Origin of the sequence: Corynebacterium antarcticum (assembly GCF_016595285.2) — a bacterium.
Classification (GTDB): domain Bacteria; phylum Actinomycetota; class Actinomycetes; order Mycobacteriales; family Mycobacteriaceae; genus Corynebacterium; species Corynebacterium antarcticum.
The window spans coordinates 322,153-346,684 of sequence record NZ_JAENIP020000004.1; the positions used below are offsets into that span (position 1 = coordinate 322,153).

The window sequence follows — 24,532 nt, forward strand, 5'->3', positions numbered from 1 at the left end:
GCGTAGCGAAGGAGAGAGGGCCCGGTCACCGGCAACACGGTGACCGGGCCCTCTCTCCTGTCTCCCGGATGGAGCTACCGGATGGTGACCTGTCGGGACTTGATGTTGTCGAGCTGCCTGCGCTCGTCGGCGGTGAGCTCGGCGTCGTTGCCCAGCTCCCGGTTGATCTTCTCGTCCAGTGCCTCGAGCGGGGAGATGAACTCGGCCGGGGCGGTTTCCCGGGGGAGGTCGAACACCGGCACGGCGATACCGTGGGTGCGGAACACCCCGGCGAACCTGGTTCCCTCGCCGAGGGTCAGCTCGCCGGCGGCGGCGATGCGCGCGAGGGCGGCGATGAGCTTGTCCTCGTTCTCGGTGCGGATCCACCGGACATGGGCCTTCTCGCCCGGGTCGATCCACCAGACGGTGCCCTCGACGTCAGCGGCGATCTCCTCGGAGGGCATGACCGCGGAGTTGGCCTGCTCGATACCCTGCTTGAGGCGTGGATCGAGGGCGCTCCCCTCGGCGAGCCACCAGTCGAAGGTGTCGTGTGCGGTCGGGGTCAGTGTGGCGGCGGGATCGATCAGCTCCTTGAGGTCGGGCTGGTTGCCGTCGGCCACCGTCGACTCGAGGGTCTGTCCGCTCTCCGCATCCTTCACCCAGTTGATCGCGTAGGCGAGGTCCCGGCCGGGGTTGTGGCTGTGCGCCTGCACCTGGAGCGCGACGAGACGCTCGATGCCTCCGTCGGCGTCCTCACGGACGACGGCGGCGACGGCACCGGGCAGCACGGTGCAGAGGGTGACGGGCTCATCGAGCCCCTTCACCGGGAGCTTGGCGGTCGCCGAGGGAACGAACTCCTGCAGGGCCACCAGGTCCGCCTCCATGACGAGACCGTCGTAGGGACGGGGGTCCCGGTCGAGCGCGGCGCGTTCGGCGGCGCGGGCGGCGAGCTTCGCCTGGCGGCGGCTCATGCCCTCGGGCAGATTCTCATTCTTCTTCTTTTTGGCCATGACTAGAAGATACCCGCAGGAACCTGCTCCGGGTGCTACCGCCCGAGCACCCGCCGTGCCGTGCCGGGTCGATTCGTGGCCATCCACCGCACACCGTGGTCCGCGGTCCATGCCATGTCGGCCGGGTCGTCCACTGTCCACATGTATCCGGGAAGTCCGCGGTACCCGATCCGGGAGGGGTTCTCCCTCGCCCTACCCACGGAGATGCCCCAGCCGGCTACCACGCCGCGGGCGTGCACCACAGGGTCGTAGACGGGGCATCTGTCCCTGCGGAGGTGAATCCTCGGTACCGCCGGGGCGAGCTGACGCATCCGGAGAATGGACAGCGTGGAGAAGGATATGATCCGGATTCGGGGATCGTCGATGAGGCCGTGGTACCTCAGTCGGAGAGCCACTTTTTCTTCCAGTTCGCGACCGAAGCGCAGGGGATGCTTGGTCTCGATGAACAGTTCGCGGCCCGGGTACGCGGAGATGAGCTCCAGGAGATCGTCGAGCCGGAGGGGTGGTTGCGGGTCGACCGGGGTGCCGAAGTTGAGACGGTTCAGTTCCGCGAGGCTCAGGGCGGATACGCGGCCCGATCCGTCGCTCACGCGGTTCACCACCGGATCGTGGATGCACATGACGGTCCCGCAGGAGCTGAGCCGTACATCGCACTCGATTCCGTCAGCTCCGAGTTCGAGCGCGGACTCGAACGCGGGCATCGTCATCTCCGGGTGGTTCTCGCAGTCACCGCGGTGCGCGATGATCCGGGTTCCGGGTACTGGTGCTTCATCGGTCACGGGCTCCATTGTCCCACTCCGATCCCTTTCCGGTCATGGTTGGTGCGCATCCACACGCCGACGGCGGGGCGGGCGCCGTCACTGACTGTGCGCCTGCCCCGCCGTACGACGGTGTGCCGCGTGGAACTACTACTTCTCCCGGCCGGGAACGATCTCCCCGGGTCTGCTACTTCTTCTCTTCGGCCGGGAAGAACTGCTCCTGGATCTCCCGGAGGGTGTTGGCCGAGTGCTTGAAGCGGTCCATCTCGTGCTCGGTGAGCTCCAGTTCGACGACGCGGCGGATACCGCGACGGTTCACGATCGCCGGGGTGCCGATGTAGATGTTCTCCTCGCCGTACTCACCGCGCAGCAGCGCGGAGACCGGGACGGCGACGTCCTGGTTCTGCAGGATGGCACGGCTGATGCGGGCGAGCCCCATGCCGATGCCGTAGGAGGTGGATCCCTTGGCGTCGATGATCTTGTAGGCCATGTCGCGGGTCTCCTCGAAGATCCGCTCCAGCTTGGCCTCCAGCTCCGGGTCCTTCTCCAGCTGCTTGCGCATGGAGACACCGGCGATCGTCGCCGACGAGAGGACGGGCAGCTCGGTGTCGCCGTGTTCACCGATGATGTACGAGTGCACGGAGGTCGGCGCGACCTCGTACATCTCGCCCAGCATGTAGCGGAAGCGTGCGGAGTCGAGGACGGTGCCGGAGCCGATGACGCGGTGGGCGGGCAGGCCGGAGTCTTTCCAGCAGGCGTAGGTGAGGATGTCCACCGGGTTGGAGGCCACCAGGAAGATGCCGTCGAAACCGCTGGCCATGACGTCATCGACGATGGACTTCATGATCTTCATGTTCTTGTCGACGAGCTGGAGGCGGGTCTCACCCGGCTTCTGGGCGGCACCGGCGCAGATGACGACCATGGCGGCGTCCTCGCAGTCCGCGTAGGTACCCTTGGTCACCTTCGTCCGGGAGGGGGCCCAGACAACACCGTGGTTGAGGTCCATGACGTTGCCCTCGAGCTTCTTCTCATCGATGTCGATGATTGCGAGGTGGTCACAGATTCCCTGGTTGATGAGAGCGAAAGCGTAGGCGACCCCGACATCGCCGGCGCCGATGAGAACAATCTTGTTTCCGACACTGACCTTCATGGATACCTTCTCCCTGCCGGCCCCGGTGGTACCGGCTGATGGGCGCCGACTGAACGACGCAGAACGTTCTTCCACAACCCATAATGCCCGTTTATGTTGCTTCGTGTGGAAAATGTGAGGAATCTATCCCCCAAACATGTCCGGCCATCCCCAAAACACAGCCCCCTCCGACCCGATCACCGCACCCAGGCGTTCACGAGCTCCGGGACATGCCACTTCCACAGCAGCCGCACCGTCACTTTCCCGTGGTTCGGCGCGGAGGCGGCCAATCCCGCCTCCCGCAGAGCTCCGGTGAGCTCGAGACCGATGTCGGACTCGTCCTCGGCGACACCGGCGAAGTTGATCGTCAGGCGCCTCTTGCGCAGGAAGCTCAGGTCCTGCCAGTCGTCACGGCGGACCAGAACTGCGCCGCGACACTCCGGCGGGATGTCCATCGCCTTCCAGTTGGTGAACAACCCGGAGACGATCCCCGATTCACGTAACGCGGCGAAGGCCGTGAGCAGACGGTCGGCGTCCGTTTCCTGGTCGGCCCACGGGCGGGCGGTCCGTTCGCAGTTGCCCCAGACATGCCTCGCGAGCGCCTCGGAGACGTGGACCACCGAACCGCGCGCGTCGCGGCAGTCCACCCGGGAATTCAGCAGTTGCTCAGCGAGATGATCGGTGGCGTCATCCAACTCGACGATCGCCCCGTTGAGGATGCGCTGCCCCAGTTCGTCGAGAACATCGTCGATTTCCCCGCCGTCGATGAGGTGCTGTGCCTTCTCTGTCGTCAGGTCGTTCACTTCGTTGCTTCCTCCAGCTGGCTGTCCATGGAATCGGTTCCGGGTCGGCCGGGACCGGAGCCTCACCGGGTCACCGCCGCGGGACACCCTACCTGCCGGAACACGGATACTGCTAGCCTGACGTGGCGTGAGTTACAGAGCGATCATCTTCGACCTCGACGGCACCCTCATCGACCACACCGGCGCAGCCCGGGTGGCCGCCGGCACGTGGGCCCGCGAACTGGGTTTCCCCGGTGACCACACGGACCGCTGGTTCGAGATCGAACGGCGTTGGTTCGAAGCCTACGAGCGGGGCACTGTCAGCCACCTGGAACAACGCCGCGGGCGCACGCGGGAGTTCACCGGCGAGCACACACTCACGGACTCCGCGTGCGACGAACTCTTCGGCCGGTTCCTGTCCCTGTACCGCGAGGCGTGGGTCGCTTTCCCGGATGCGGAACCCGCACTCCGGCGGGCACTGGAAACCGGTGCCCGGGTCGCCGTCCTCACCAACAGTGTGGCTGAGATCCAGTCCGCGAAACTCCGGCGCACCGGCCTCGCCCTCCCCGGAGTCCGGTTGCTCGCGTCGGGCGACCTCGGGGTCGCGAAGCCGCAACCCGGGTGCTACCGGAAGGCCCTCGAACTCCTCGACACCGCCCCGGACGAGGCGGTGATGATCGGCGACAGCTACCCGAACGATGTCGCCGGACCGAGACGAGCCGGTATGGCAGCTGTCTGGCTGAATCGGGATGATCTCCCTGCGGTGAATGGCGACCCGGGGGTTGCGGGCCTCGCCGGTTTTCCGTCCGGGGGAATGACCCCCGAGATCAATCACACGTACGTTGGCAGGTCCTCCACGACCCGCCCGAGCTGCACCACCGGCAGAAACTGACGGGCGATTGGACGCCCTGCACCCCACGGAGACACATCCTCACTACACAGCCAAAATTAGCAATTACTCATGAAACGTGGCAATGAACGAGCCTTCGGATATGCGTCTTTCTCAGCGAACAGCTAAATTTTTTAAAGAATAGAAATCTTCCAGCAGTTCGGAGCTCCAATTGCCCACATTCCACCGTCTCCGCCTCACGAGCACAGCCGTGCTCGCCACCTCCGCGGTCGTACTCGGAGCCCTCGCCCCGGTGGCCACAGCGTCTGAGCCACCCGTACTGTCAAAACCCTACGAATGGACCGAGGACTTCGACTCCGCTGACGCCCTCGACGGCTGGTTGATCTTCAACCAGCCCGACTATCTGAATAAGAACGTCACGGTGACCCCGGACGCGGTCGAGGTCAGGGACGGAATGCTGGTAATCACCACCGCACGTCACTGCATCGAAAAAGACGGCGACCCTTTGACAGACGCCAATATCGTCGAAACTCCGTGCCCGGAGAACATGATCACCCGGTACACCACGGGTCGGCTCCACAGCGACTGGGTCGCATCCGGGTTTTTCACCGTGAACGTGAGAGCGAAGTTCCACACCGGCGGCGTCAAGGGTGTCCGAAGTGCGATCTGGATGCAGAATGACCAACCGGCCTGCCACGCGGGAGCGACCGACAGCAGCTACGGGGAGCTCGACATCATCGAGCACTACTCATGGCCCTGGCGATCGAAGCACTCTCCGGCGACGGTCCACTTCGGGTGCAACGAGTCAGGAACCATCCGCGATGGTCGGGTGTTCTCCGAGGGAAAGGACATAGCGGAGAACTGGCACACGTGGACACTGCAGACGACGACGGATGATCTCCGCTTCTCCATAGACGGGAAACCCATCCTGCACGAGAGCGGTCCAGCATTCGACGAGAAGGAGCACATCACTCCTGCAGACCTGAACATCTCGGACGAGAAGTACCGCGAGATCCTCTCCCGTCCCTACCGCCTCATCCTGAATCAGTATGTCGAGGTCAAGGACTGGGCACATCCCGCATCGGATTCGGATCCGTTCCCGGTGCGCCAGATGTTCGTCGACAGCATCACCCTCAAGGGGCAGCCGTTCACCGCGGAGGAACTGAATCCCCCGACCACTCCCACCGACGAACCGACCACCCCGGCCACTCCCACCGACGAACCTCCGGTTCCGGGCTCCTCCACCCCGACAGGTCAGAACAGCTGGACACTCCTGGGTGGGGCTTTCACCGCGATCATCGGAGCGCTGTCTGTGTTCACTCTGGTTGCACTTCCGATCATCGGCTGGCTTCATTCCACAGTTCAACTGAATGCGCTTCTGCGGTCCATAAGCTTCCGGATGTGACCGGACAGGACCCCAGATGAATGAGGGTCCGGGTACCACTTTCGCGGTGGTCCCCGGTCTCTCCCGCTTTTCCAGGAATTTTCCGGAGGCTGTGTGGCCCACGGCATTCAGTCGCGTTCCGTCTGCTCCGGCACCCCACAGGCGACGCCGGTTGAGTGGTGGGGGCAGTAGCCTCCGGGGTTCTTGTGCAGGTACTGCTGGTGGTGGTCCTCGGCGCGGTAGTAGTCCCCCGCGGGTGTCTCCGCGAGCGGGAGGATCTCGGTGGTGACGGGGCCGTAGCCGGCGCCGGTGAGCCGTTGGCCGTAGTCGGTGACCATCCCACGGATCACGTCGGCATCGGCACGGGCCCGCTCGGGACTGCCGGTGGTGTAGAAGGCGGAACGGTACTGGGTGCCCACGTCGTTTCCCTGGCGGAAACCCTGGGTGGGATCGTGCGCCTCGAGGGCGGTGGCGACGATCTGCGGCAGCGTGACACGGGCCGGATCGAACACCACTTCGACAACCTCCGTGTGTCCCGTACGCCCGGTGCAGACCTCCCGGTAGGTGGGGTTGGGCGTGTAGCCGCCGGCATATCCGACCGAGGTCGACTCGACTCCGTCGAGTTCCCAGAAGATCTTCTCGGCGCCCCAGAAGCAGCCCATTCCGATGAGGACACTCGACTGTCCTTTCCACCACGGGCCAGTGATCGGCGTCCCGAGAACTGCGTGGGGTCGCGCCTCCTCCAAGACCGGATGCGAGCCCCCTTTGAGCGCGTTTTCCGCGGTGACCATCTCAGGGTCGCGGCCTATCAACCATCCCATGTCGGGTTCCTTTCTCGGTGCGTGTTCGTGACCACCACCCTAGGCGGTGGGGCGGGGAATGACTCGCGCATGAAATTACCCCTAACCGGGGGAATTGACGCTTAGCGGCAGGCGACAGGTACCGGGGAGCGGTGTTCGCATGAACGTACTTATAACAATTTCGTGCTAGATGTGTGACGTTATTCTGTCTTGACCTATCATAGGGGTCACGGCGCGGACATGTTCCGCGCTCCGTCTTATACGAAAGGATTTTCACATGACCACCTACTACGAGCTCCCCGAGCTGGATTACGCCTACGATGCCCTCGAGCCGCACATCGCCGCCGAGATCATGGAGCTGCACCACTCCAAGCATCACGCGAACTACGTCAAGGGCGCCAACGCGGCCATGGAGGCACTCGCCAAGGCCCGCGAGAACGGCACCATCGGTGATGAGGTCACCGCACTGTCGAAGAACCTCGCCTTCAACCTCGGTGGCCACACCAACCACTCCATCTTCTGGAAGAACCTCTCCCCCAACGGTGGCGGCGAGCCCACCGGTGAACTGGCCGAGGCCATCGAGCGGGACTTCGGTTCCTTCGAGAAGTTCAAGGAGCACTTCTCCGGTGCCGCGCTGGGCCTGCAGGGCTCCGGCTGGGCGATCCTGGGTTACGACCACATCGGCGGCCGCCTCATCATCGAGCAGCTGACCGACCAGCAGGGCAACATCTCCGCCAACCTGACCCCGCTGCTCATGCTGGACATGTGGGAGCACGCCTTCTACCTTCAGTACAAGAACGTCAAGGCTGACTACGTCAAGGCCGTGTGGAACGTCTTCAACTGGGACGATGTCGCCGAGCGTTACGCCGGCGCCGCCAAGAAGTAGGCTCCACGCACCCAACCGCCCACCATCTTCGGTGGGCGGTTTTTCCGTGGTCACATCCCGCGGAAAGGGCCCGCTAGGCGACCCCGGTGAGTCGTCGTCGCCCGACCGGAACGATGAGCGGTCTGTCCGACACGGGATCCGGCAGGATCCGGGCGTTCAGGCCGAACACGGAATCCAGCAGCTCCTCGGTGACGATGTCCGCGGGATCCCCCTGGGCGACGACTGCGCCGTCGCGCATGACCACGAGATTGTCGCTGTAGCGGCAGGCCAGAGCGAGATCGTGGAGGACCATGACCACCGTCCTGCCGTGGTCCGCCTGCATCGAGTCGATCAGGTCCAGCACGTCGAGGGAGTGGGCGAGGTCGAGATAGGTCGTCGGTTCGTCGAGGAGCAGGATGTCGGTCTGCTGGGCCAGCGCCATGGAGAGCCACACCCGTTGACGCTGACCACCGGACAGTGAGTCCACCGCGCGGTCCGCGAGATCGGCCACGCCTGTCAGCTCGAGTGCCTCCCGGACCGCGTCATCGTCGTCAGCCGCCCACTGGCGGATCCAGCTTCGGTGCGGGTGTCTGCCGAGGACAACGAGATCGGCGACGAGGACACCCTCCGGCGCCACCGGATTCTGCGGGAGAACCCCCAACCTGCGCGCGAGGACCCTGGACGGGACACGGGACAGGGGTGTCCCGTCGATGGTCACCTCGCCCGCACGGAGGGGAAGCAGCCGGCACAGTGCCTTCAGGAGCGTTGACTTCCCGCATCCGTTGGGGCCGATCACGGAGGTGACAGCGCCCCTCGGTATGTCGATGTCCAGACCGCTGATGACGCGTTGGTCCCGGTACCCGACATCGATACCCCTGGCGGTGAGCGCGGTGGCACCCGGCGCGGAGCGGGTGTGCGTGTCGGTGTTCACAGAGTGACCTTTCGGTTGGTCCTGATGAGCAGAAACATGAGGAAGGGTCCGCCGATCGCGGCGGTCGCGACCCCGACGGGCAGGGTCCAGGGCAGCACGCTGCCGGTGACGATGTCCGCGGCGAGGATGATGATGGCCCCTGTCAGTGCGCCGGCCGCCAGTGGCGGTGTGGGGGAACCGGTCAACAGCCTCGCCACCTGCGGTGAGACGAAGGCGACGAATCCGATGGGGCCCGCCGCTGCGACGGTCACCGACGTCAGTGCGATGGCCACGAGCAGGACGAGGGCCTGGGTGACGGTGACACGGACGCCGAGACCGACGGAGAGGTCACGTCCGAAGTGGAGTGGCCTGAGGTCGAACGCCGAGACGAGCAGGACCGGTACGGAGACCAGGAACACGATGACCAGGGGAACGAACTCGGGCCATCCACGTCCGTTCAGGGAACCGGTCAACCACAGCGTGGCCTGCTCCGCACGACGGATGTCGGCGATGACGAGCAGCCAGGTGACCAGCGACCCCAGGAGCGCATTGACGCCGATGCCGATGAGTACGAGTCGGTAGAGGTCGACCCCGTTCTTCAGCGCCAGCAGATAGATCACCACCGCGGTCGCCAGGCCGCCGCACAGTGCGGCCACAGGCACGCCGATCAGCACACCCGCGATGCTGACACCCGATCCACCGAGGACGATCACCGCAACCGCGGCGACCGACGCGCCCATCGAGATACCGAGGATGTCCGGTGACGCGAGGGCGTTCCGGACGATGGACTGGGTGATCGCCCCCGACACCCCCAGGCACAGTCCGATGACGACAGCGACCAGTGCGCGACCCAACCGCCACTGGACGACGATCGTCCGCTCGATGTCGGTTCCGCCTCCGGCGACGATCACCGGGACCCGGGTGATCGACACGGGATAGTCACCGCGGCTGAGTGCGACGGCGAGGAGAACCAGCAGCACCGACGTGAGCACAAGCACAACGACGAGCCCCCGCCATCTGACCCGCGCCGTCGGCAACGGCCAGATGAGCTCACTGTTCCGGGGCAGGATCCGCTGTCCCGCGGTGGCCGGGAAACCGTCGTGTGTGTCACTGATTCGATCGTTCACAGCGTCACCAGTCTCTTTCTCCGTACCAGGGCGATGAAGAAGGGGGCGCCGATCAGGGCGAGGACGATTCCCACCTGCAGCTCTCCGGGACGGACGAGAGTCCGTCCGACGATATCCGCCACCACCAGAACGAGGGAACCGGTCAGCGCGGAGGCCGGTACGATCCACCGGTAGTCGGGGCCGGTCATCGCCCGCACCACGTGGGGGACCATGAGGCCGAGGAAACCGATCGGGCCCACAGCCGCCGTGGCACCGCCCGCGAGCAGCGTGATCGCGGCGAAGCCGAGGAGTCGGGCCCTCACGACGTTCACCCCGAGCCCGGTAGTGACCTCGGTTCCCACGGTGAGGAGATTCAGTGTGGGCCCGCTCGCGAGGGGCGATGAGGAACCCGACGATGAGGAGAGGTGCGACAGCGGACAGAATGCCCAGGTCCCTGCCGCTCACCGATCCCGCGTTCCAGAACCTGAGTTTATCCATGGACGCCTCATCCATCAGGATGATCGCCGTGGTGACGGAACCGAAGAAGGCGGTGAGCGCTGCACCCGCGAGGATCAGACTCAGCGGATTCGCACCGCCCCCACCGATCGCGGACACCGTGAACACGATGGCGGAGCCCAGGGCCGCCCCGATGAGTGCGGCCCACATGTAGACGTGGATGTCCCCGACCCGGAAGAGATACACGGTGAGCACGATTCCCAGTGCGGCACCGGCGGAAACCCCGAGTATCCCGGGATCCGCGAGCGGATTCCGGGTGTGTCCCTGGATGAGTGCACCGGCGACCCCGAGAGCCGCACCCGTGACGACGGCGAGGGCTGTGCGCGGTATCCGCTGCTCCCACACGATGATCCCGGTCTCCGTGTCGGTGCCGCCCCACACACGGAGCGACTCCCAGACGTCAGCCGCCGCGGTGATACGCGCACCGACATGCAGCGACAGCAGGACGGCGAGACAGAGTCCCACGGACATCAGGAGCATGAGCGGCCCCCGGAGGGAGCGGAGACGGGTGACTCCGGAGGTGTCGGGACCGGATGCGTCGGCGCACCCGGATTCCGTCACCGACCGCGCGGTCAATTGTCGTCGCGGTGATTGTCGACATCGAACATCTCGGCGACGTCGTCGAGCAGCAGCGGCGCGGCGAGCGGGGAGACGTTCATGTACCAGACGCGGTCCCACACGGGCTTCTTCTCACCCCTGAGGTTGGCCCACAGACTTCCCTCCATCACGGGTGCGACCTCCTCCTTCCAGGCGGGGTACCGGTCGGAGTCCTCCTCAGGTGCCATGTAGAGGATCAGGTCCGCATCGATGTCCCCCACGGTCTCCGCGGAGCAGTCCGTGAAGATCTCCTCCGGGGCGTCCTTCGGCGCGATCTGGTTCTCGGGACGGGGCAGACCGACGTCGGCGATGAGTGATCCAGGGAAGGAGGTGTCGCGGAACATCCGCATGTTGGGGGCCAGGCGCACGATGGAGACGGTGGGCCTGCCCTCCTTCGCCTCGATGTCTTCGCCGATGGCGTGCGCCCGATCGACGATTCCGTCGAGCACCTCGTGGGCTCGTTCCTCCATACCCAGTGCCTTACCGGTGAGGATCAGGTTCTCCCGCCATGTCGTTCCGGCCTTCTCCGAGTACACGGTCGGTGCGATCTCGCTCAGCTGGTCGTAGAAGTCCTTGGACCGGTAGTCGCTGGAGAGGATGAGGTCGGGCTGCAGCGCGGCGACCATCTCGAGGCTGGGTTCCTTCACGTCCCCCACGTCGACGGCGTCAGCGACGAGCTTCTTCTGTTCCTCGGTCACGTACGGCGGAATTCCGGAGCCGTTGAAGCTGGCGTACCCGACGACGGAATCGTCACCGAGGGCGATGACGTTCTCCAGGTAGCTGTTGTCCAGGACGACGACTCGCTCGGGCTTCTTCTCCAGGGTCGTGGTCCCACGGAAGTGCTCGATCGTCACCGGGAAAGCCGTCTGTGCCTCCGATCCGGTGTCGGACGCCGCGGTGGTGGCGTTCCCCGCCTCGGGGCCGGTGGCCTCCTCCCCGGAATCGGTCGAGCACCCCGCGAGCAGGGAGACGGTCAGTGCAACAGCGAGAGTCGCCTGAACCGGGTTCTTCATGATGGTTTTCTTCTGGCGTAACGTTAAAGAAATGATTAATGCCGTACGATTTCGGCACAAACGGTAGTTAGGTTACGCAATCCCATCTTCTCGGGCAACGGGGTCAGCCCCGAGCAGGAAACGGGCGACGGCCTCATCAGGGGTTAACGGGTCAGGTATCGCCCCCGGCGGCTGAAATAAACCCGCGGAACCGGTCCACCGGCGGCGCGGGTGCCGCCGCGGTCCGCCAGACCACACCGAGTTCGCGGTACGCCGGCGGATCCAGGGGGCGGAGCAGCAGGCCCGCCGGTGCCAGGTAGGGATCGTTCATCGGCAGCAGTGCCACCCCGAGGCCTGCACTGACCAGCCCGGCGACGGTGCTGAGTTCCATCGACTCGAACACGAGGTTCGGCCGGAAACCCGCCTCGTCGGTCAGATCGTCGAGCAACTGCCGGGTGCCGTAGCCGGCCCGCATGCCGATGAAGGGTTCCCCGGCCGCGGCCGACAGCGGCACCGGACCATCCCCCGCGGCGAGCCGGTGCCCCTCCGGGACAGCGAGGGCGAAAGGTTGGCGGTACAGCCGGAGCCATCCGAGTGCGGCCCCGTCCCCACGGCTCTCCCCGGGACGGGGTCCGACGAGTGCGAGATCAGCGTCGTCCCGGAGGACCCGCTCCACGAGCTGACGGGCGGCACCCTGGTGGAGTTCGAACTGCACGCCGGCGTGTTCCGCCCGGTAGGCCCGCAGCAGTCCGGGGACGAGCCAGGTCCCGAGGGAGTGCATGAAGTCGATGCGCACGGTGCCGCGTTCCGGGTCCATGAGACGCTCCATGTCCGTCCGGGCGGCGGTGAATCCGGCGCTGATGCGGCGGGCGTGGCCGAGGAAGGCCCGTCCCCGGGTGTTCAGCGTCAGTGTCCGCCCGGCGCGGTCGAACAGGTTCGTACCGAGGTCCTCCTCCAGCCGGGCGATTCTCCGGGAGAGCGTCGGCTGGGGAATTCCGAGTTCTTCCGCGGTCGCGGTGAGATGCCCGGACTCCGCGAGGTGGATGAACGCATCGACGTCATCGAGCCGGAGTGAGGAACGGCGTCGCACCATCTCCCTTTCATGCGTTTAGTGCATCATTTTCCCGCTTTATCCACATTTTACTAATTACCTGACACACGGCACGATGGACGCCATGAGCGCCACCTCTCCCGCCGATCCCACCGACTCCGACGCTCTGCCGGAGGGCCTGCGGCGCGGCGACGCCGACTACCGGAGGGCCGTCCTGGCGATGCTCGCCGCGGGACTCGCCACCTTCAACGCGCTCTACTGCACTCAGGCGATGCTGCCCACGCTCACCACCGAGCTGGGTATCACGCCCACCCAGTCCGCGCTGACGGTGTCGGCGACGACCGGCGCGCTGGCACTCGCCATCGTGCCCGCCTCCATCCTCTCCGAACGATTCGGCCGCGGTCGGGTCCTGGTCGCCTCGGTGATCGCGGCCGTGGCGCTCGGGGCTCTGCTCCCCTTCGCCCCGGGGATCTGGTGGCTGATAGCGGGCCGTGGGCTGCAGGGTGCACTCCTGGCGGGTGTTCCCGCGGTCGCCATGACATGGCTGTCCGAGGAACTCCACCCCGAACATCTGCCCCGCGCGATGGGCATCTACGTCGCGGGCACGTCCCTCGGCGGGCTCATCGGCCGGATCGTGCCCGCCGGGGTCCTCGAGTTCGCGTCGTGGCGGTGGGCACTCGGTGCCGATGCACTGGTCGCAGCACTTTTCGTCCTGGTGATCCTGCGGACCCTGCCTGCGCAGCGGAGATTCACCCGCAAGGAGCTCCACGTCCGCAGTGAGTTCGCGGCGATGGCCGGACACTGGCGCAACCCCCGGCTGGCCGCCCTGTTCGTCACGGCCTTCCTTGTCATGGGCGTGTTCGTGTCCTTCTACAACTACCTCGGCTTCCGGATGATCGACCGCTTCGGTCTCTCCGAGGCGCTCGTCGGTGCACTGTTCATCCTGTACCTGTCGGGGACCTGGTCCTCCGCCCGGGCGGGCGCCTGGGCCTCCCGCTTCGGGCCCGGCAAGGTGCTCGTCGCGATGGTCCTCGTCGCACTGGCGGGCATCGGGATGGCGGTCTCCGGCAACCTGGCGGTCACCGTTCTCGGGACCCTGCTGTTCACCGCGGCGTTCTTCGCGGTTCATTCCACCGCCTCCGGGTGGATCGGCCGGCTCGCCACCGCCGACCGCGCCGAGGCATCGAGCATGTACCTGTTCTGCTACTACCTGGGATCCTCGGTGGTGGGTTGGTTCTCCGGAACGGTCCTTGTCCGCGCCGGATGGTCGGGGCTCATCACCTGGCTGCTCGTTCTCCTGGTGATCCAGCTGCTCATCGCCGTCGCCCTCACCTGGGACCGGATCCGCCGCCACGCGGCACGGAGGCAGGGTTAACCTGGCGGTATGCCCACACCACCCGCCGACACCCCGGAGGCACCGCCCGCGTGGTCCCGTCGCCAGTGGATGCTGCGCGCCAACGGTCCCGTCGCCTGCTGGCTGCTGCTCCTGATCGCCTCCGCTGTATCCGCCCGGGCCGGCGGGGTGGGCACCTGGATCCCGGTGCACGTCCTCGGGATCGGGGTGATCACGACCTCGATCATGGTGTGGTCCCAGTACTTCACGGCGCGGTTCACCGGGAACCGGCCCACCCGCGCGCACCAGGTCCGCCAGCTGTACCGGATCGGTGCCGTGACCGCGGGCACCGCGCTACTGCTCGCGGGCCAGCTCCCGGCAACCGCGTCCCACCGGCTGTCCCTGCTCGGTGCCGGGTCGGTCGGCACCGGGGCCCTGCTCCACGGACTCTCCCTGGCAGCGCAGTACCACGCCGCGGAGCGGACGCGGCGGTTCCGACCCATCGTCGCCGTGTACGTGCTCGCCACGGTCTGTCTGCTGGGCGGGATCACCGCGGGCACGCTCCTGATCGTCGGGGTTCCCGGTGCGTGGGTGCCGCGACTGTACACCGCCCACCTGCTGCTGAACCTCCCGGGGTTCGTCGGACTGGCCGCGTTCGGCTCCCTCACGCTCATGTTCCCCGCGGTCTGGCGGACCCGCGGCGGTGACGATCGCACGGTCCCGGCCGCGGTAGTGCTGAGCTGCGGCCTGGCCACCTCCGTGACCGGGGCACTGGTCGGGGCCGCCCCGGTCCTGGGCGCGGGCCTGGTGGTCTACGCCGTCGGGTGGGCGATCGCCGCCCTGCCGTGGCTGGGCAACGTCCGGGATGTCCTCGCGGATCCGCGGGACCGGCTGACGTTCGCCGCGTTCGCCGTCGTCGCCGCGCCGGTGTGGTTGATCGTCGGTGTGCTCACCGCCGCCGCCGATGCCCTGCGCGGGGGCGATGTCGCGGTCTCGCTGCCGGTACCGCCGCTCCTCGTGGGTTTCGGTGCGCAGCTGCTGATCGGTGTCCTGAGCTTCCTGCTTCCCTCGGTCATCGGTGGCGGGCCGGCCGCCGTCCGGCGGGGCATGGGTCTGCTGGACACCTTGGGGTTGCTGCGGTCCACGCTGCTCAACGGCGCACTGGCGCTTCTCCAGCTCCCCCTCCCCTGGGACGCGGGGCCCGTCCCCGCCCTGTTCGTCGCGCTGAGCCTCGGCGCTTTCCTCCCGCTCGCGGTCACCGCGGTGGTCGTGCAGCGGCACCGTCCACAGGAGACGCACGATCCGGGTACTCCGGCAACCGCGACCGGCAGATACCGGCCGGCGTACGGTCAGGTCGTGGTGGGGCTGGTCGTCCTCGGCGCGCTCACCGGGCTGATTCTCACGGGCGCATTCAACCCATGAGGGGCGGGGCGCCCGGCGCACCGGCGGCCATCCAGGCCCGGACGACGGACGTAGCCCGGCAGTCGTCGCCGTTGTAGCTGAGCAGCCGTCTCCTGGCTTCGGCCACCGCAGCGGGACCGGCGTCCGTGTGCCCCGCGGCGATCCGGTACATGTCCACGCTCGCCTCACCGTCCAGCTCCGTCTCCGCCCAGGTGAATCCGGCCTGGGGTGCCACCGTCTTCAGCCCGAGTCCACGGGGCCCGATGAGCTGGGCACGGACCGCGGCGAACACGTCGATCCACTCCTCCGAGGAGATGAACGCGGTGACCTCCGCCTCGGAGGGTACGCGGTGCCCCGCCGCGCTCACGTGGCCGGCGAACCGACGGGCGCTGCTGGTCAACCAGTGGTTCTCACCGTGTCTGGCGTAGCAGAACGCGGCGAAGCTCAGGCCCCGGGAGCGGGCGTCGTCGCGCACGGAGTTCAGCCAGGACCAGAATTCCGCGAAGGTGTCGGCCTCCGCGGCGGCTCCCAGGCCACCCCAGATGACGAAGGGACGGTAGTCACGCCCGTCGAACGCGCCCCAGAGGTAGGCACCCTGGTCAAGGTAGGCCTCCACGTCGATGTCGATCTCCACGTCGAACCGGGGGAAGGTGACCCGTTCCACGCGGCGCAGCACCGGGATCCGGGCCCGCCACGCCGCGGCGAGCGCGGAGGCTTCCCCGAGGTCCGCGTCGATCAGCTCACCCACGGTGTCGATCCCGCGCAACCGGTACCGCTCCGCGCGGTCCCCGGGGAACAGCAGCGAGATGTCGTCCGCCGCGGTGAGTCTCGGACCGCAGTCGAACCAGAAACGGCACTCGCCGCATTCCTTCAACCGCCGTGGCCGATCAGGCAGGGACGCGGCGAGTGCGGTCGACAACGCGGCCTGGTAGTGGCCGGTGTCGACCAGGAACGCCAGCTCCCGGTCCTGCCCGATCGCCGCCCCGCGGCCGCTGTCGAGGCCGAACTCCGCCAGTGCCCGGGCTGCGAGCCCCAGCCGGTAGCCGTCGACCGCGTGGTGCCGGAGCCGGTAGGCGCCGGTGGACGGGGCACCGAGCCCCAGCCGTGGGGTGGCGATGAGCGGCTGTTTCCGACCTTCCGCCGGACGGGCGATGCGGTGGTTGGACACGATCACCGGGAGATAGCGCCCGTCACCGTCGCGGACGAGAACGTCCGGCGTGGCCCGCCAGCGGCATCCGTCGGAGACTCCGGTGAACACCGCCCCGGTGATGATCGTGGTCTGCGCGGCGAGTGCCTCCAGCGTCTCGAGCTCGGCATCCTCGCCGTCACCGTCGATGTGTGTCCGACTGAACCGTTGCGGATCCCACGGTTCCGGTGCGTCGGGCAGTAGCGCGAGAACACGGTTCCTCCCCGCCTCCGCTCGCTCGAAACGCCGGACCGCGGCCTCTGTCGGCGACTGCTCCACCAACCGGTGACGCTGCACCACCCGGTACCGGCAGCCGACGAGGTCCGACGGTTGCAATTCGATGTCCAGCTCCACAATGACAGTCAGCTTAACCCCACCTGCGGGTAGGATTGAAACGAAACGACCGCGACAACATCAACGGGAGACCAGACAGACACCATGGGCATTTTCGAGGCGATCCGCAAGAACCGGGCCAGGACCAAGGCAGAGATCAAGGCCGCGCAGGCCCGGGCCAGGTCCGAGGTCAAGCAGACCGCCAAACTCAACCACCGACGCTCCAAGATCCTCGCCAAGCAGGAGAAGGAACTGCTGAAAGCGGAGAAGAAGGGGCTGAAGGCCAAGCGGCGGCACGAGAAGAAGATGGCGGAGAACCAGCTGGCGCAGATCCGGCAGGGACGGTTCAACACGCAGAGCGTGCGCCGCTACGCAGCCGCCGCCAGGATGGTCGTCCCGCTCGCACTCCCCCTCGTCTACCGGGGTGTCACCCTCGTCCGGGAGCAGCTCGAGAAGCGGCAGGCCCATCGCAACGGAGTCACCACGGAACAGCTGGCCCGGTACTCAGGACACGGGGCTCCGTTGAAGGCCCGTATCGACGGCATCCGGGACAATCTCGACTCCGCCCCCGTCGCCTCCGGTTTCCGGATCGACGCCAAGGACCGGCTGGACGAGCTCGTCAGCGCGGTGGAGAACGCCGAGTACCTCGCTCCCCAGCAGCGTCGGCGGAGCCACAACACCGTCGCACGGGAGCTCGACAATCTCGCCGCACAGATCCAGGAGCGCCTGCAGAGCCGGAGCTGATCCCGGCCCCGCACTCTCCGGCTGTCGTTCGCCCCCTCCTCCCGCGGGGCGACGGCAGCCTTTCTTCTGCCGGGAAGCACGACGATCACCGCGTACGGCGAATCCCCGGTGGATGGAGCGCTGCTCCACCACCGAGACGAATCCATTCGTGGCCACGATTCGGATTCAATCCACGCCTTCCGTCATGGAATCCTTAACATCTCTCAGAGACAACTGTTCGATAATTAATTCTGCGCAGCTATAGTTCTCACACCAGACGAGAATCAATGAATCCACAGCACCACCGGGCACATTGTGCAAAGTACCGGAATCGTATAATCTTCATTTAAAGTGGCGAGTAAGGGTGCATATCCTCATATCTCCTCGTGTTTTGACTCTCCTCGGCGGAACCGGACATTTCCGGTCGAATTGGAAGTCGACACGGCGAACGGGACAGATGCGCACCCATCCACTCCACGTATCCGGACACCGGAGCACATCCGGGCGGAACACCATCAGCTCTCCGTGTACCCATCACGAGTCACGACTATGAAAATGAAGGAGTCAACGGCATGGCACGACGGGAAATCACCCAGTACTTCGACGATTTGACCCAGACCCCCCTCTCCGAGGACGAGCTGCACGTCGTGCACTTCTCCCTCGACGGGACGGACTACTCCGTGGACCTGAACGAGGAGCACGCCAACGAGCTCCGCGAGTCCCTGCAGCGCTACATCAAGGTGGGGCGCAAGCGCACCGGCGGCGGCACCCGCCAGCGGCGCCGCTCCAGCGGCGGATCACGGAACCGCACCAAGGAGATCCGCCAGTGGGCCCGGGAGAACGGCTACGAGGTCGCCGACCGCGGCAAGATCCCGGACAACATCGTCAAGGCCTTCAACGCCGCCAACTGAGACATTCCGCACCATTTCCGTCCCCGGCCCGCCGGTGACATGAGGGGAAACGGTTGACACCGGTTACACCGGGTCAACCGTTTCCCCTTATTCCGGTCCCGTCGAATGAAAAATGCGGATTACGTTTTTAAGAGTTTCTTCACCCTTTTATCCGGGTATTCCCCGGTTCCCGCAATCCCCGTCACCGGAAATGAGTTCATTCAACCGGGAACAGCACGGTCGCACGGACCGATACCGGTCCGCTACAGCACGCCCTGTTCCCGGGCCGCAGCCACGGCGGAGGTACGGGAACGAACACCGAGTTTGTCGTAGATGTGCACGAGGTGCGACTTCACGGTTGCCTCGGAAAGGAAAAGGACTTTTCCGATCTCCCGGTTCGAGGAACCCGCGGCGACCAGTTTGAGAACCTCGAGTTCCCGCGGAGTGAGTGACGTACGGGGGGTACGGACGCGGGTCATCAGACGATTCGCCACCACAGGCGACAGTGCGGAATCACCCTCAGCCGCGGAACGCACCGCAGCCAGCAGCTCAGACGGCGGCGCGTCCTTCAACAGATATCCGACGGCACCGGCCTCTATCGCGCCCATGATCTCCGCGTCGGTGTCGTAGTTGGTCACCACCAGAACATTCGGCGGGTTCTTCATCGTCCGCTTGATCTCGGCGGTCGCGTCCGCACCGGTGGACACGAGTGTTCCCTCCGCTCCGGCACCGAAGCGCAGATCCATGAGAATGACGTCGAGGCCACCGGCCTGAGCTGCCGCGATCGCGCCCTCCGCGGTCGCCACCTCACCGACGACCTCGATGTCGTCGGCCTCCTCCAGCACGGCGCGTAGACCCAGCCGGACAATCTCATGGTCATCAGCGAGCAAGACTCTGATCATCGTCTACTAACGTCTCTTCCCTTGTGTCTATCACGGAATGTTCGCGGTGTCCCTCACGGATCCGGAGGCGTCCACCGGTCCCGCCGCACTAGCGGCCGGTCTCCTCCGGATGTGCACCGGGATCCTCGACCTGCGTGAGCGCCGTGGCACGTCGCTCCGGACCGTGTGTGTCATCCTCGACGGGAATCGCGATGGATACCGCGGTTCCCTGTCCCGGCGCAGATTCAACAGTCAGCGTACCGTGTTGCTCCGCGGCACGTTGCCGCATGGCGTCCAGACCGATGTGCCCCAGTCCCCGGGGACGTTCCCCGATCGCCGCCGGATCGAAGCCGCATCCGTCATCGACGACATCCAACCGGACCTCGTCCTCGTCGTAGGTGAGCGTGACGTGGCACCGGTCCGCGTCGGCGTGTTTCGCGACGTTGCCCATCGCACCCTGCGCGATGCGCAACAGCGAGGCCTCTGTCCGCATCGGGAGCTGGCGTTCATCCCCCTCCACTGCGATCGTCACCTCTGTGCCGACTATCCCGTTGGCCACCCGGTGCAGGGCGCCCTCGAGCGATGTCCGCGACAGTGCCGCCGGCTGCAACGCGGCGATCATCGCCCGGGCCTCCCCGAGGTTGTCCGCCGCGGTGGTCCGCGCCTGGTCGATACGCTTCAGGATGGTCTCGGCCTCGTCATCACCGATCCCCGTCTTCTTCAGTTCCTGCTCCGCGACGTAGAGCAGCATCTGGATACTGGAGAGCCCCTGGGCGAGGGTGTCGTGGATCTCGTGGGCGATGCGCTGCCGCTCCGCGGCTATACCCGCCGCCCGCTCGGTGTCCGCGAGCTGGGAACGGGTCTCCAGCAGTTCCGCGATGAGCTCCTCGCGTTCGGCGGAGACCTTCCACAGCGTCTTGAACGCGTAGTCGATGCCGATGGAGACCAGCGCGGCGACGGTCGGCCCGAGGATCGCGCCCGCCGTGAGGTCCGGCCACTGCGAGAACACCGAGACCGCCGTCGCCCCGATGACCGCGATGACACCCCGAATGTCGTCCAGGACCTGGAGATAGAGGAAGTACAGCGGGAACACGAGATAGATCGCGGTCGGCTGAATCGGTATGAGCAGCACCCACAGCAGCGTCAGCGCCAGCAACCAGAGCTGGTTCTTCCCACCCGACATGGTGTCCCGGAACCGCGAACCGAGGATGTAGATCCCGGAGAAGGCGGCGCACAGGGCCAGGGTGATGAGCAGCTGCAGGGCATCGGACTTCACCGCGGCGAACGCCACGACGACCAGCAGCACACCGGTGAGGATGTGGATACCCTGCCGGATGCTCTTCTCCCCGGGAGCACCCGAGGTGCGGTCGGCGGCTTCGGTCCCTACGCTAAGTCCCATGCGCCGTACCTTACTTGCACTGTCCAGTCTGCTGCCGCTCCTCGCCGTTGCGGGCTGCGGCTCCGCGGCCGAGAACCCGGCCCCGGTCCCCGCGGCCTCCGCATCCGGGCAGAGCCCCGCCGGCGACGCACCATCCGAGGCTCCGACCGCACCCACCCACGACTCCGGGCTTCCGGTCGATGCGATGCCGGTGATCCCGGGTGGCCGCGAATCCCGGACGGACTGCCCCTACCTCGACACACAGTGGGTCGCGGACACGAACGGGCAGCGCGTGACCGGCGTCGGCGTCGATGAGCGCTTTGACACCCCGGCCTGCGTCTACTGGTCCTATCCCGAGGAACCGCAGCTGACCGTCATCGTCCGGCACACGGACTCTGTCGATGCGGCCACCGCCGTGGTCGACTGGGCGGCACCGATCGCCTCCACCGACCCCGCGGAGGAGCCCGAGGGCTGGTCGGGAGGACGATTCGGTGGAAACGGGCACGCCCTGTACGCGGTGCAGAAGGACCGCACCGCGGTGGTGGTGTTCTCCAATCAGGAGCAGTCGATCAAACCGCAGCTCGTCGCGGAGCGGGTGATCGGACAACTCGGACTGGGCTAGACCGACACATCGTTGTAGGGCATCAGGGTGGACACCCAGGGATAGACGACCTCCATCAGCAGGAGGAACACCGCCACCAGGAGGAACACCGCCACCAGGATCTTCACGGGCCGGGGGCCGGGAATGTGCCGCCAGATGAAGCCGTACATGTCAGTTCTCCTCCAGCTCTACCGGACGGTAGCCGTCCTGCTTGGGGTCGGTACGCACGAGCATCGCGTGCACGATCATCCGCTGTGCGTTGGAGAACCGCGGATGACAGGTCGTCATCGTCATCAGTCCCTCCATGTGCGGATCCGCGACCATGTCGGGCTGACCCGGGATCGGGTCTATCACCGACACATCGCCGGGAACCGTGATGAGCCTGCCCTCGACGCCCGCGTAGTCCCCCGTGACCACGCGTTCGACCTGCGCCGGGGTGAGGCATGCGGCTGCCGCCGCGCGCCGCTGATCCCCCGTCGTACCGTCGACGGGGAGGACGCGGTAGATGTCCCACGAATCACGGGTCTCGACGACGACCGAGTCGCAGGTGCGGAGGTTCCCGAGGTCGTTGAATGGCGCGCCCTTGCCGACGCGGTGGCCGGCGACGGCGAAGTTGCCCGGCTGGCCCGGCATCTGGGTGTCGGTGTAGCGGCCCGGGCCGGCGAGAAGATCAGCGTCCTCGGTGCCCTCGACGATCGCGAAGTGGAAGTCGGGGCCGAAGGAGGGGACATACATGCGGGCGAAGGCCTCGCCCAGTGCCAGCTCGCGGCGGACCCGGGGATTCTCCCGTGGACCATCATCCTGCGGCCCGGCCCACCGTTGCTCGAGATTCGACGCGACCCGGTCCTGTTCGCGGCTCGCCTCCAGGTTCGTCCAGTAGGACTCGTAGAACGCGAACAGGAGGAGCAGCAACCCGGCCGTCAGCAGCAGTTCACCGAGAAACTCCATGATGCTGAAACCGCGGGACGAGGTCGACGACTGCGGTGACGGATCAGGCGCACGGTGACTCATGGTCAACCATCTTAGCGCCAGTGCTCCTCCGTCCGGTGGTCACTCCATCCCGGTGCCGCGCTTGGGTTACGATCATGGACGGCCCTCCTGCCTGTCCGGGCAGGCTCCCCAGACAGTACGAGGAATTGACCACCCGCCATGCTCGATATCCTGATCTACCCGGTCTCCGGTGTGATGAAGCTCTGGCACATCGCGCTCCACTCATGGATCGGGCTGGATGACTCCCTCGCCTGGCTTCTCTCGCTGTTCGGCCTGATCGTCACGGTCCGGCTCATCATCCTCCCCTTCGCGTGGGCGCAGTACAGATCCACCCGGATCCTCGTCAACCTGAGACCCAAGCTGCATTCGCTGGAAGAGGAGTACGGTCTCCGGACCGACGCGGAAGCCAACTCGGAACTCAGCGAGAAGCGCAGGGAGCTCTACAAGGAGCACCGCTACTCACCCGTCGGCGGATGCGTGCCGGCGCTGATCCAGCTGCCCGTGTTCATCGGGCTCTACCAGGTGCTGCTCCGGATGGCGCGCCCGACCGACGGACTCGACGCGGCCCGGCACCAGCCCATCGGGTTCCTCACGCCGACCGACATCGAGACTTTCCTCCATGGCCGGATCAACGGGGTGCCCATGCCGGCGTACCCGGCGATGTCCACTGATCAGCTCACGACGCTGGGCACCGACCGGGACGCGGTGTTCAACTTCGTCCTGCCTTTCCTGATCGCGGCCGCGGTATTCATGACGATCAACATGCTGGTGTCGATCTACCGCACCCAGATCACCCTCGACCATCAGAGTGCGGTGGCCCGCCGGATCCAGCATTTCATGATCACGCTCGCCGTGATCGTCCCGATTTTCCCGCTGGCATTCGGACTCAAGGGCCCGGTGCCCGCGGCCATCGCACTCTACTGGTTCGCCGGAAACCTGTGGACGATGTGTCAGACCATCATCCTCAATCTCATCCTCGACCGGAAGCACCCGCTCACCGAGGAATTCACAAGGTTCAGGGAGGAGTCGAAACGACAGGTCCGTACCCGGCTCCGCAGGGCCCGCGCCGCCCGCTGGGGGATCCGCCGCCGCCGGCTGCTCATGCTGGTCCTGCCGCACCGGATCGGGCGACTCCACCGCAGAAACGTCGAGGTCCGCAGGGAGATGAAGGCCGAGGCCGAAGCACTGAAAGCGCCGAAGAGGGAGGCCAGGAAGAAGCGCCGTGAAGCCGCCCGGGAGCGGGACCGGGAGAAGCTGCGCAAGAAAATGGAGGAGAAGGCCAAGACCCGGAAAAAGAAGCTGCGCTCCGGCGGAGAACCGGATGAGCCCACCGACGGGAATTCCCCCGGGGACGCGTCTCCGGATGCCGACCCCGGTGTGGCCGACGCGCAGGCCGCTGACGCGGAGACTCCGGCCGACGCCCCCGACCGGAGTACGGGCGACACCGGTGACGAGGAGCCTCCGTCCCGCCGGACCGATCAGATGGAGTAGTCCGCGGGCGGAACCATGAGGAGCTGCTTGGCCAGATCCCGTGCGGTCTGGAGTGGTTCGACGCTGCGATTCAGTCGGGCGCCGGCGAGACCTCCGTCGAGGAAGATCAGCAGCTGATTGGCCTGGGTCGTACCGGGGTATCCGTTGAGCTGGGTCAGCAGGTCCACCATCGTCTGCAGTGTCCACCGACGGTGTTCCTGCACGGCCGACACTATGCCCCGCTCGCTCTCGGTCTCGGGACGCGGGTACTCGTTGGCGGCATTCTGGAAGTGCGAACCGCGGAAATCCTGGCCGGGTTCCTCATCGATCGCCTGGTCGAAGAAGGCGAGGATCTTGTCCACCGGATCCGTCATCCCCGCCGTCCGCCGCGTCCAGTCAGCACGTGACTTCTCGTCCAGGTCCTGCAGATAGGCGATCACGAGAGCGTCCTTCGACCCGAACAGCGAATACAGGGACGCCTTCGCGACATCAGCCTCGCGCAGGATGCGGTCGATCCCGATCACCCGGATCCCTTCCGTGGTGAACAGGTTGGTCGCACTCGCAAGCAGCCGCTCCCGGGGACTCGGCCGGTTACGGCGGCGACCGGTCCGTCCCCT

Annotated in this window: 25 protein-coding genes and 1 pseudogene; 9 read left to right on the forward strand and 17 right to left on the reverse strand. The window is 66.3% G+C overall.

From position 1 onward, the window contains the following. Positions 1 to 74: 74 nt before the first annotated feature. The 4 genes from JIM95_RS11005 to JIM95_RS11020 form a co-directional block, all read right to left on the reverse strand. On the reverse strand, positions 75 to 989 hold the full coding sequence (locus JIM95_RS11005; protein ID WP_200256207.1) for a DUF5926 family protein: 915 nt from the start codon (positions 987 to 989) through the stop codon (positions 75 to 77). A gap of 35 nt (positions 990 to 1,024) precedes the next feature. After that, positions 1,025 to 1,768 carry a glycerophosphodiester phosphodiesterase family protein gene (locus JIM95_RS11010; protein WP_248702966.1) on the reverse strand — a complete coding sequence of 248 codons (744 nt, stop codon included), beginning with the start codon at positions 1,766 to 1,768 and terminating at the stop codon, positions 1,025 to 1,027. A 166-nt stretch (positions 1,769 to 1,934) separates the two neighbouring features. Then, on the reverse strand, positions 1,935 to 2,897 hold the full coding sequence (locus JIM95_RS11015) for an L-lactate dehydrogenase (protein WP_200256203.1): 963 nt from the start codon (positions 2,895 to 2,897) through the stop codon (positions 1,935 to 1,937). 176 nt (positions 2,898 to 3,073) lie between these two features. Further along, complete coding sequence (locus JIM95_RS11020) at positions 3,074 to 3,679, reverse strand: DUF6891 domain-containing protein (RefSeq protein ID WP_200256201.1); 606 nt, start codon at positions 3,677 to 3,679, stop codon at positions 3,074 to 3,076. Positions 3,680 to 3,806: 127 nt separating this feature from the next. On the opposite strand from JIM95_RS11020, the gene JIM95_RS11025 reads away from it, so the two are divergent. After that, positions 3,807 to 4,550 (forward strand): HAD family hydrolase, encoded by a 744-nt coding sequence (locus tag JIM95_RS11025; RefSeq protein WP_200256199.1) that lies wholly within the window; start codon positions 3,807 to 3,809, stop codon positions 4,548 to 4,550. A gap of 169 nt (positions 4,551 to 4,719) precedes the next feature. Next, on the forward strand, positions 4,720 to 5,913 hold the full coding sequence (locus JIM95_RS11030) for a glycoside hydrolase family 16 protein (RefSeq protein ID WP_200256197.1): 1,194 nt from the start codon (positions 4,720 to 4,722) through the stop codon (positions 5,911 to 5,913). A 107-nt stretch (positions 5,914 to 6,020) separates the two neighbouring features. Here the strand turns inward: JIM95_RS11030 and msrA are convergent, their stop codons facing one another. Beyond that, positions 6,021 to 6,713: a peptide-methionine (S)-S-oxide reductase MsrA gene (msrA, locus tag JIM95_RS11035; RefSeq protein ID WP_200256195.1), complete on the reverse strand. Its 693-nt coding sequence runs from the start codon at positions 6,711 to 6,713 to the stop codon at positions 6,021 to 6,023. 256 nt (positions 6,714 to 6,969) lie between these two features. Here msrA and JIM95_RS11040 point away from each other — a divergent pair, with 256 nt between their 5' ends. Continuing rightward, a complete protein-coding gene (locus JIM95_RS11040) occupies positions 6,970 to 7,578 on the forward strand; it encodes a superoxide dismutase (RefSeq protein WP_200256193.1) in 609 nt (202 codons plus the stop codon). A gap of 73 nt (positions 7,579 to 7,651) precedes the next feature. Here the strand turns inward: JIM95_RS11040 and JIM95_RS11045 are convergent, their stop codons facing one another. From JIM95_RS11045 to JIM95_RS11065, 6 genes and pseudogenes are all read right to left on the reverse strand, one after another. After that, complete coding sequence (locus JIM95_RS11045; protein WP_200256191.1) at positions 7,652 to 8,488, reverse strand: ATP-binding cassette domain-containing protein; 837 nt, start codon at positions 8,486 to 8,488, stop codon at positions 7,652 to 7,654. Then, positions 8,485 to 9,594, reverse strand: a complete 1,110-nt coding sequence (locus tag JIM95_RS11050) for a FecCD family ABC transporter permease (protein WP_248702967.1) — start codon at positions 9,592 to 9,594, stop codon at positions 8,485 to 8,487. Before JIM95_RS11050 ends, JIM95_RS11045 begins: the two co-directional genes overlap by 4 nt. Next, a complete protein-coding gene (locus tag JIM95_RS11440; RefSeq protein ID WP_336296550.1) occupies positions 9,591 to 9,935 on the reverse strand; it encodes a FecCD family ABC transporter permease in 345 nt (114 codons plus the stop codon). The genes JIM95_RS11050 and JIM95_RS11440 overlap by 4 nt, the downstream gene beginning before the upstream one ends. 94 nt (positions 9,936 to 10,029) lie before the next feature. After that, positions 10,030 to 10,569, reverse strand: a pseudogene (locus JIM95_RS11445) (FecCD family ABC transporter permease); the annotation flags it as partial. Positions 10,570 to 10,661: 92 nt separating this feature from the next. Continuing rightward, positions 10,662 to 11,699, reverse strand: a complete 1,038-nt coding sequence (locus JIM95_RS11060) for an ABC transporter substrate-binding protein (protein ID WP_200256189.1) — start codon at positions 11,697 to 11,699, stop codon at positions 10,662 to 10,664. A gap of 151 nt (positions 11,700 to 11,850) precedes the next feature. Beyond that, complete coding sequence (locus tag JIM95_RS11065; protein WP_200256187.1) at positions 11,851 to 12,771, reverse strand: LysR family transcriptional regulator; 921 nt, start codon at positions 12,769 to 12,771, stop codon at positions 11,851 to 11,853. Between the two features lie 82 nt (positions 12,772 to 12,853). Between JIM95_RS11065 and JIM95_RS11070 the strand changes: the two genes are divergently transcribed. After that, positions 12,854 to 14,104 carry an MFS transporter gene (locus JIM95_RS11070; RefSeq protein ID WP_200256185.1) on the forward strand — a complete coding sequence of 417 codons (1,251 nt, stop codon included), beginning with the start codon at positions 12,854 to 12,856 and terminating at the stop codon, positions 14,102 to 14,104. 9 nt (positions 14,105 to 14,113) lie between these two features. After that, positions 14,114 to 15,484, forward strand: a complete 1,371-nt coding sequence (locus JIM95_RS11075) for a hypothetical protein (RefSeq protein WP_200256183.1) — start codon at positions 14,114 to 14,116, stop codon at positions 15,482 to 15,484. Here the strand turns inward: JIM95_RS11075 and JIM95_RS11080 are convergent. Beyond that, positions 15,474 to 17,003, reverse strand: coding sequence for a TM0106 family RecB-like putative nuclease (locus JIM95_RS11080; protein ID WP_200256181.1), 1,530 nt, complete (start codon positions 17,001 to 17,003; stop codon positions 15,474 to 15,476). The two genes, JIM95_RS11075 and JIM95_RS11080, sit on opposite strands and share 11 nt — an antisense overlap. An 84-nt stretch (positions 17,004 to 17,087) precedes the next feature. On the opposite strand from JIM95_RS11080, the gene JIM95_RS11085 reads away from it, so the two are divergent. Both JIM95_RS11085 and JIM95_RS11090 read left to right on the forward strand, forming a co-directional pair. Then, positions 17,088 to 17,726, forward strand: a complete 639-nt coding sequence (locus JIM95_RS11085; protein ID WP_200256179.1) for a DUF6474 family protein — start codon at positions 17,088 to 17,090, stop codon at positions 17,724 to 17,726. 551 nt (positions 17,727 to 18,277) lie between these two features. Continuing rightward, complete coding sequence (locus JIM95_RS11090) at positions 18,278 to 18,616, forward strand: histone-like nucleoid-structuring protein Lsr2 (RefSeq protein ID WP_200256177.1); 339 nt, start codon at positions 18,278 to 18,280, stop codon at positions 18,614 to 18,616. Positions 18,617 to 18,858: 242 nt separating this feature from the next. On the opposite strand, the gene JIM95_RS11095 is transcribed toward JIM95_RS11090, so the two are convergent. After that, entirely contained in the window at positions 18,859 to 19,497 is a 639-nt protein-coding gene (locus tag JIM95_RS11095; RefSeq protein ID WP_198736633.1) for a LuxR C-terminal-related transcriptional regulator, read from the reverse strand. Positions 19,498 to 19,585: 88 nt separating this feature from the next. After that, positions 19,586 to 20,875, reverse strand: a complete 1,290-nt coding sequence (locus JIM95_RS11100; RefSeq protein ID WP_200256175.1) for a sensor histidine kinase — start codon at positions 20,873 to 20,875, stop codon at positions 19,586 to 19,588. On the opposite strand from JIM95_RS11100, the gene JIM95_RS11105 reads away from it, so the two are divergent. After that, entirely contained in the window at positions 20,874 to 21,476 is a 603-nt protein-coding gene (locus tag JIM95_RS11105) for a DUF2020 domain-containing protein (protein WP_200256173.1), read from the forward strand. The genes JIM95_RS11100 and JIM95_RS11105 overlap by 2 nt on opposite strands. On the opposite strand, the gene JIM95_RS11110 is transcribed toward JIM95_RS11105, so the two are convergent. Both JIM95_RS11110 and JIM95_RS11115 read right to left on the reverse strand, forming a co-directional pair. Beyond that, positions 21,473 to 21,625, reverse strand: coding sequence for a hypothetical protein (locus JIM95_RS11110; protein ID WP_200256171.1), 153 nt, complete (start codon positions 21,623 to 21,625; stop codon positions 21,473 to 21,475). The genes JIM95_RS11105 and JIM95_RS11110 overlap by 4 nt on opposite strands. Before the next feature lies 1 nt (position 21,626). After that, positions 21,627 to 22,466, reverse strand: coding sequence for a class E sortase (locus JIM95_RS11115; protein WP_200256169.1), 840 nt, complete (start codon positions 22,464 to 22,466; stop codon positions 21,627 to 21,629). Positions 22,467 to 22,604: 138 nt separating this feature from the next. Between JIM95_RS11115 and yidC the strand changes: the two genes are divergently transcribed. Next, entirely contained in the window at positions 22,605 to 23,936 is a 1,332-nt protein-coding gene (yidC, locus tag JIM95_RS11120; RefSeq protein ID WP_200256167.1) for a membrane protein insertase YidC, read from the forward strand. Here the strand turns inward: yidC and JIM95_RS11125 are convergent. Next, positions 23,924 to 24,484: a TetR/AcrR family transcriptional regulator gene (locus JIM95_RS11125; protein ID WP_234034393.1), complete on the reverse strand. Its 561-nt coding sequence runs from the start codon at positions 24,482 to 24,484 to the stop codon at positions 23,924 to 23,926. The two genes, yidC and JIM95_RS11125, sit on opposite strands and share 13 nt — an antisense overlap. Positions 24,485 to 24,532 lie beyond the last annotated feature (48 nt).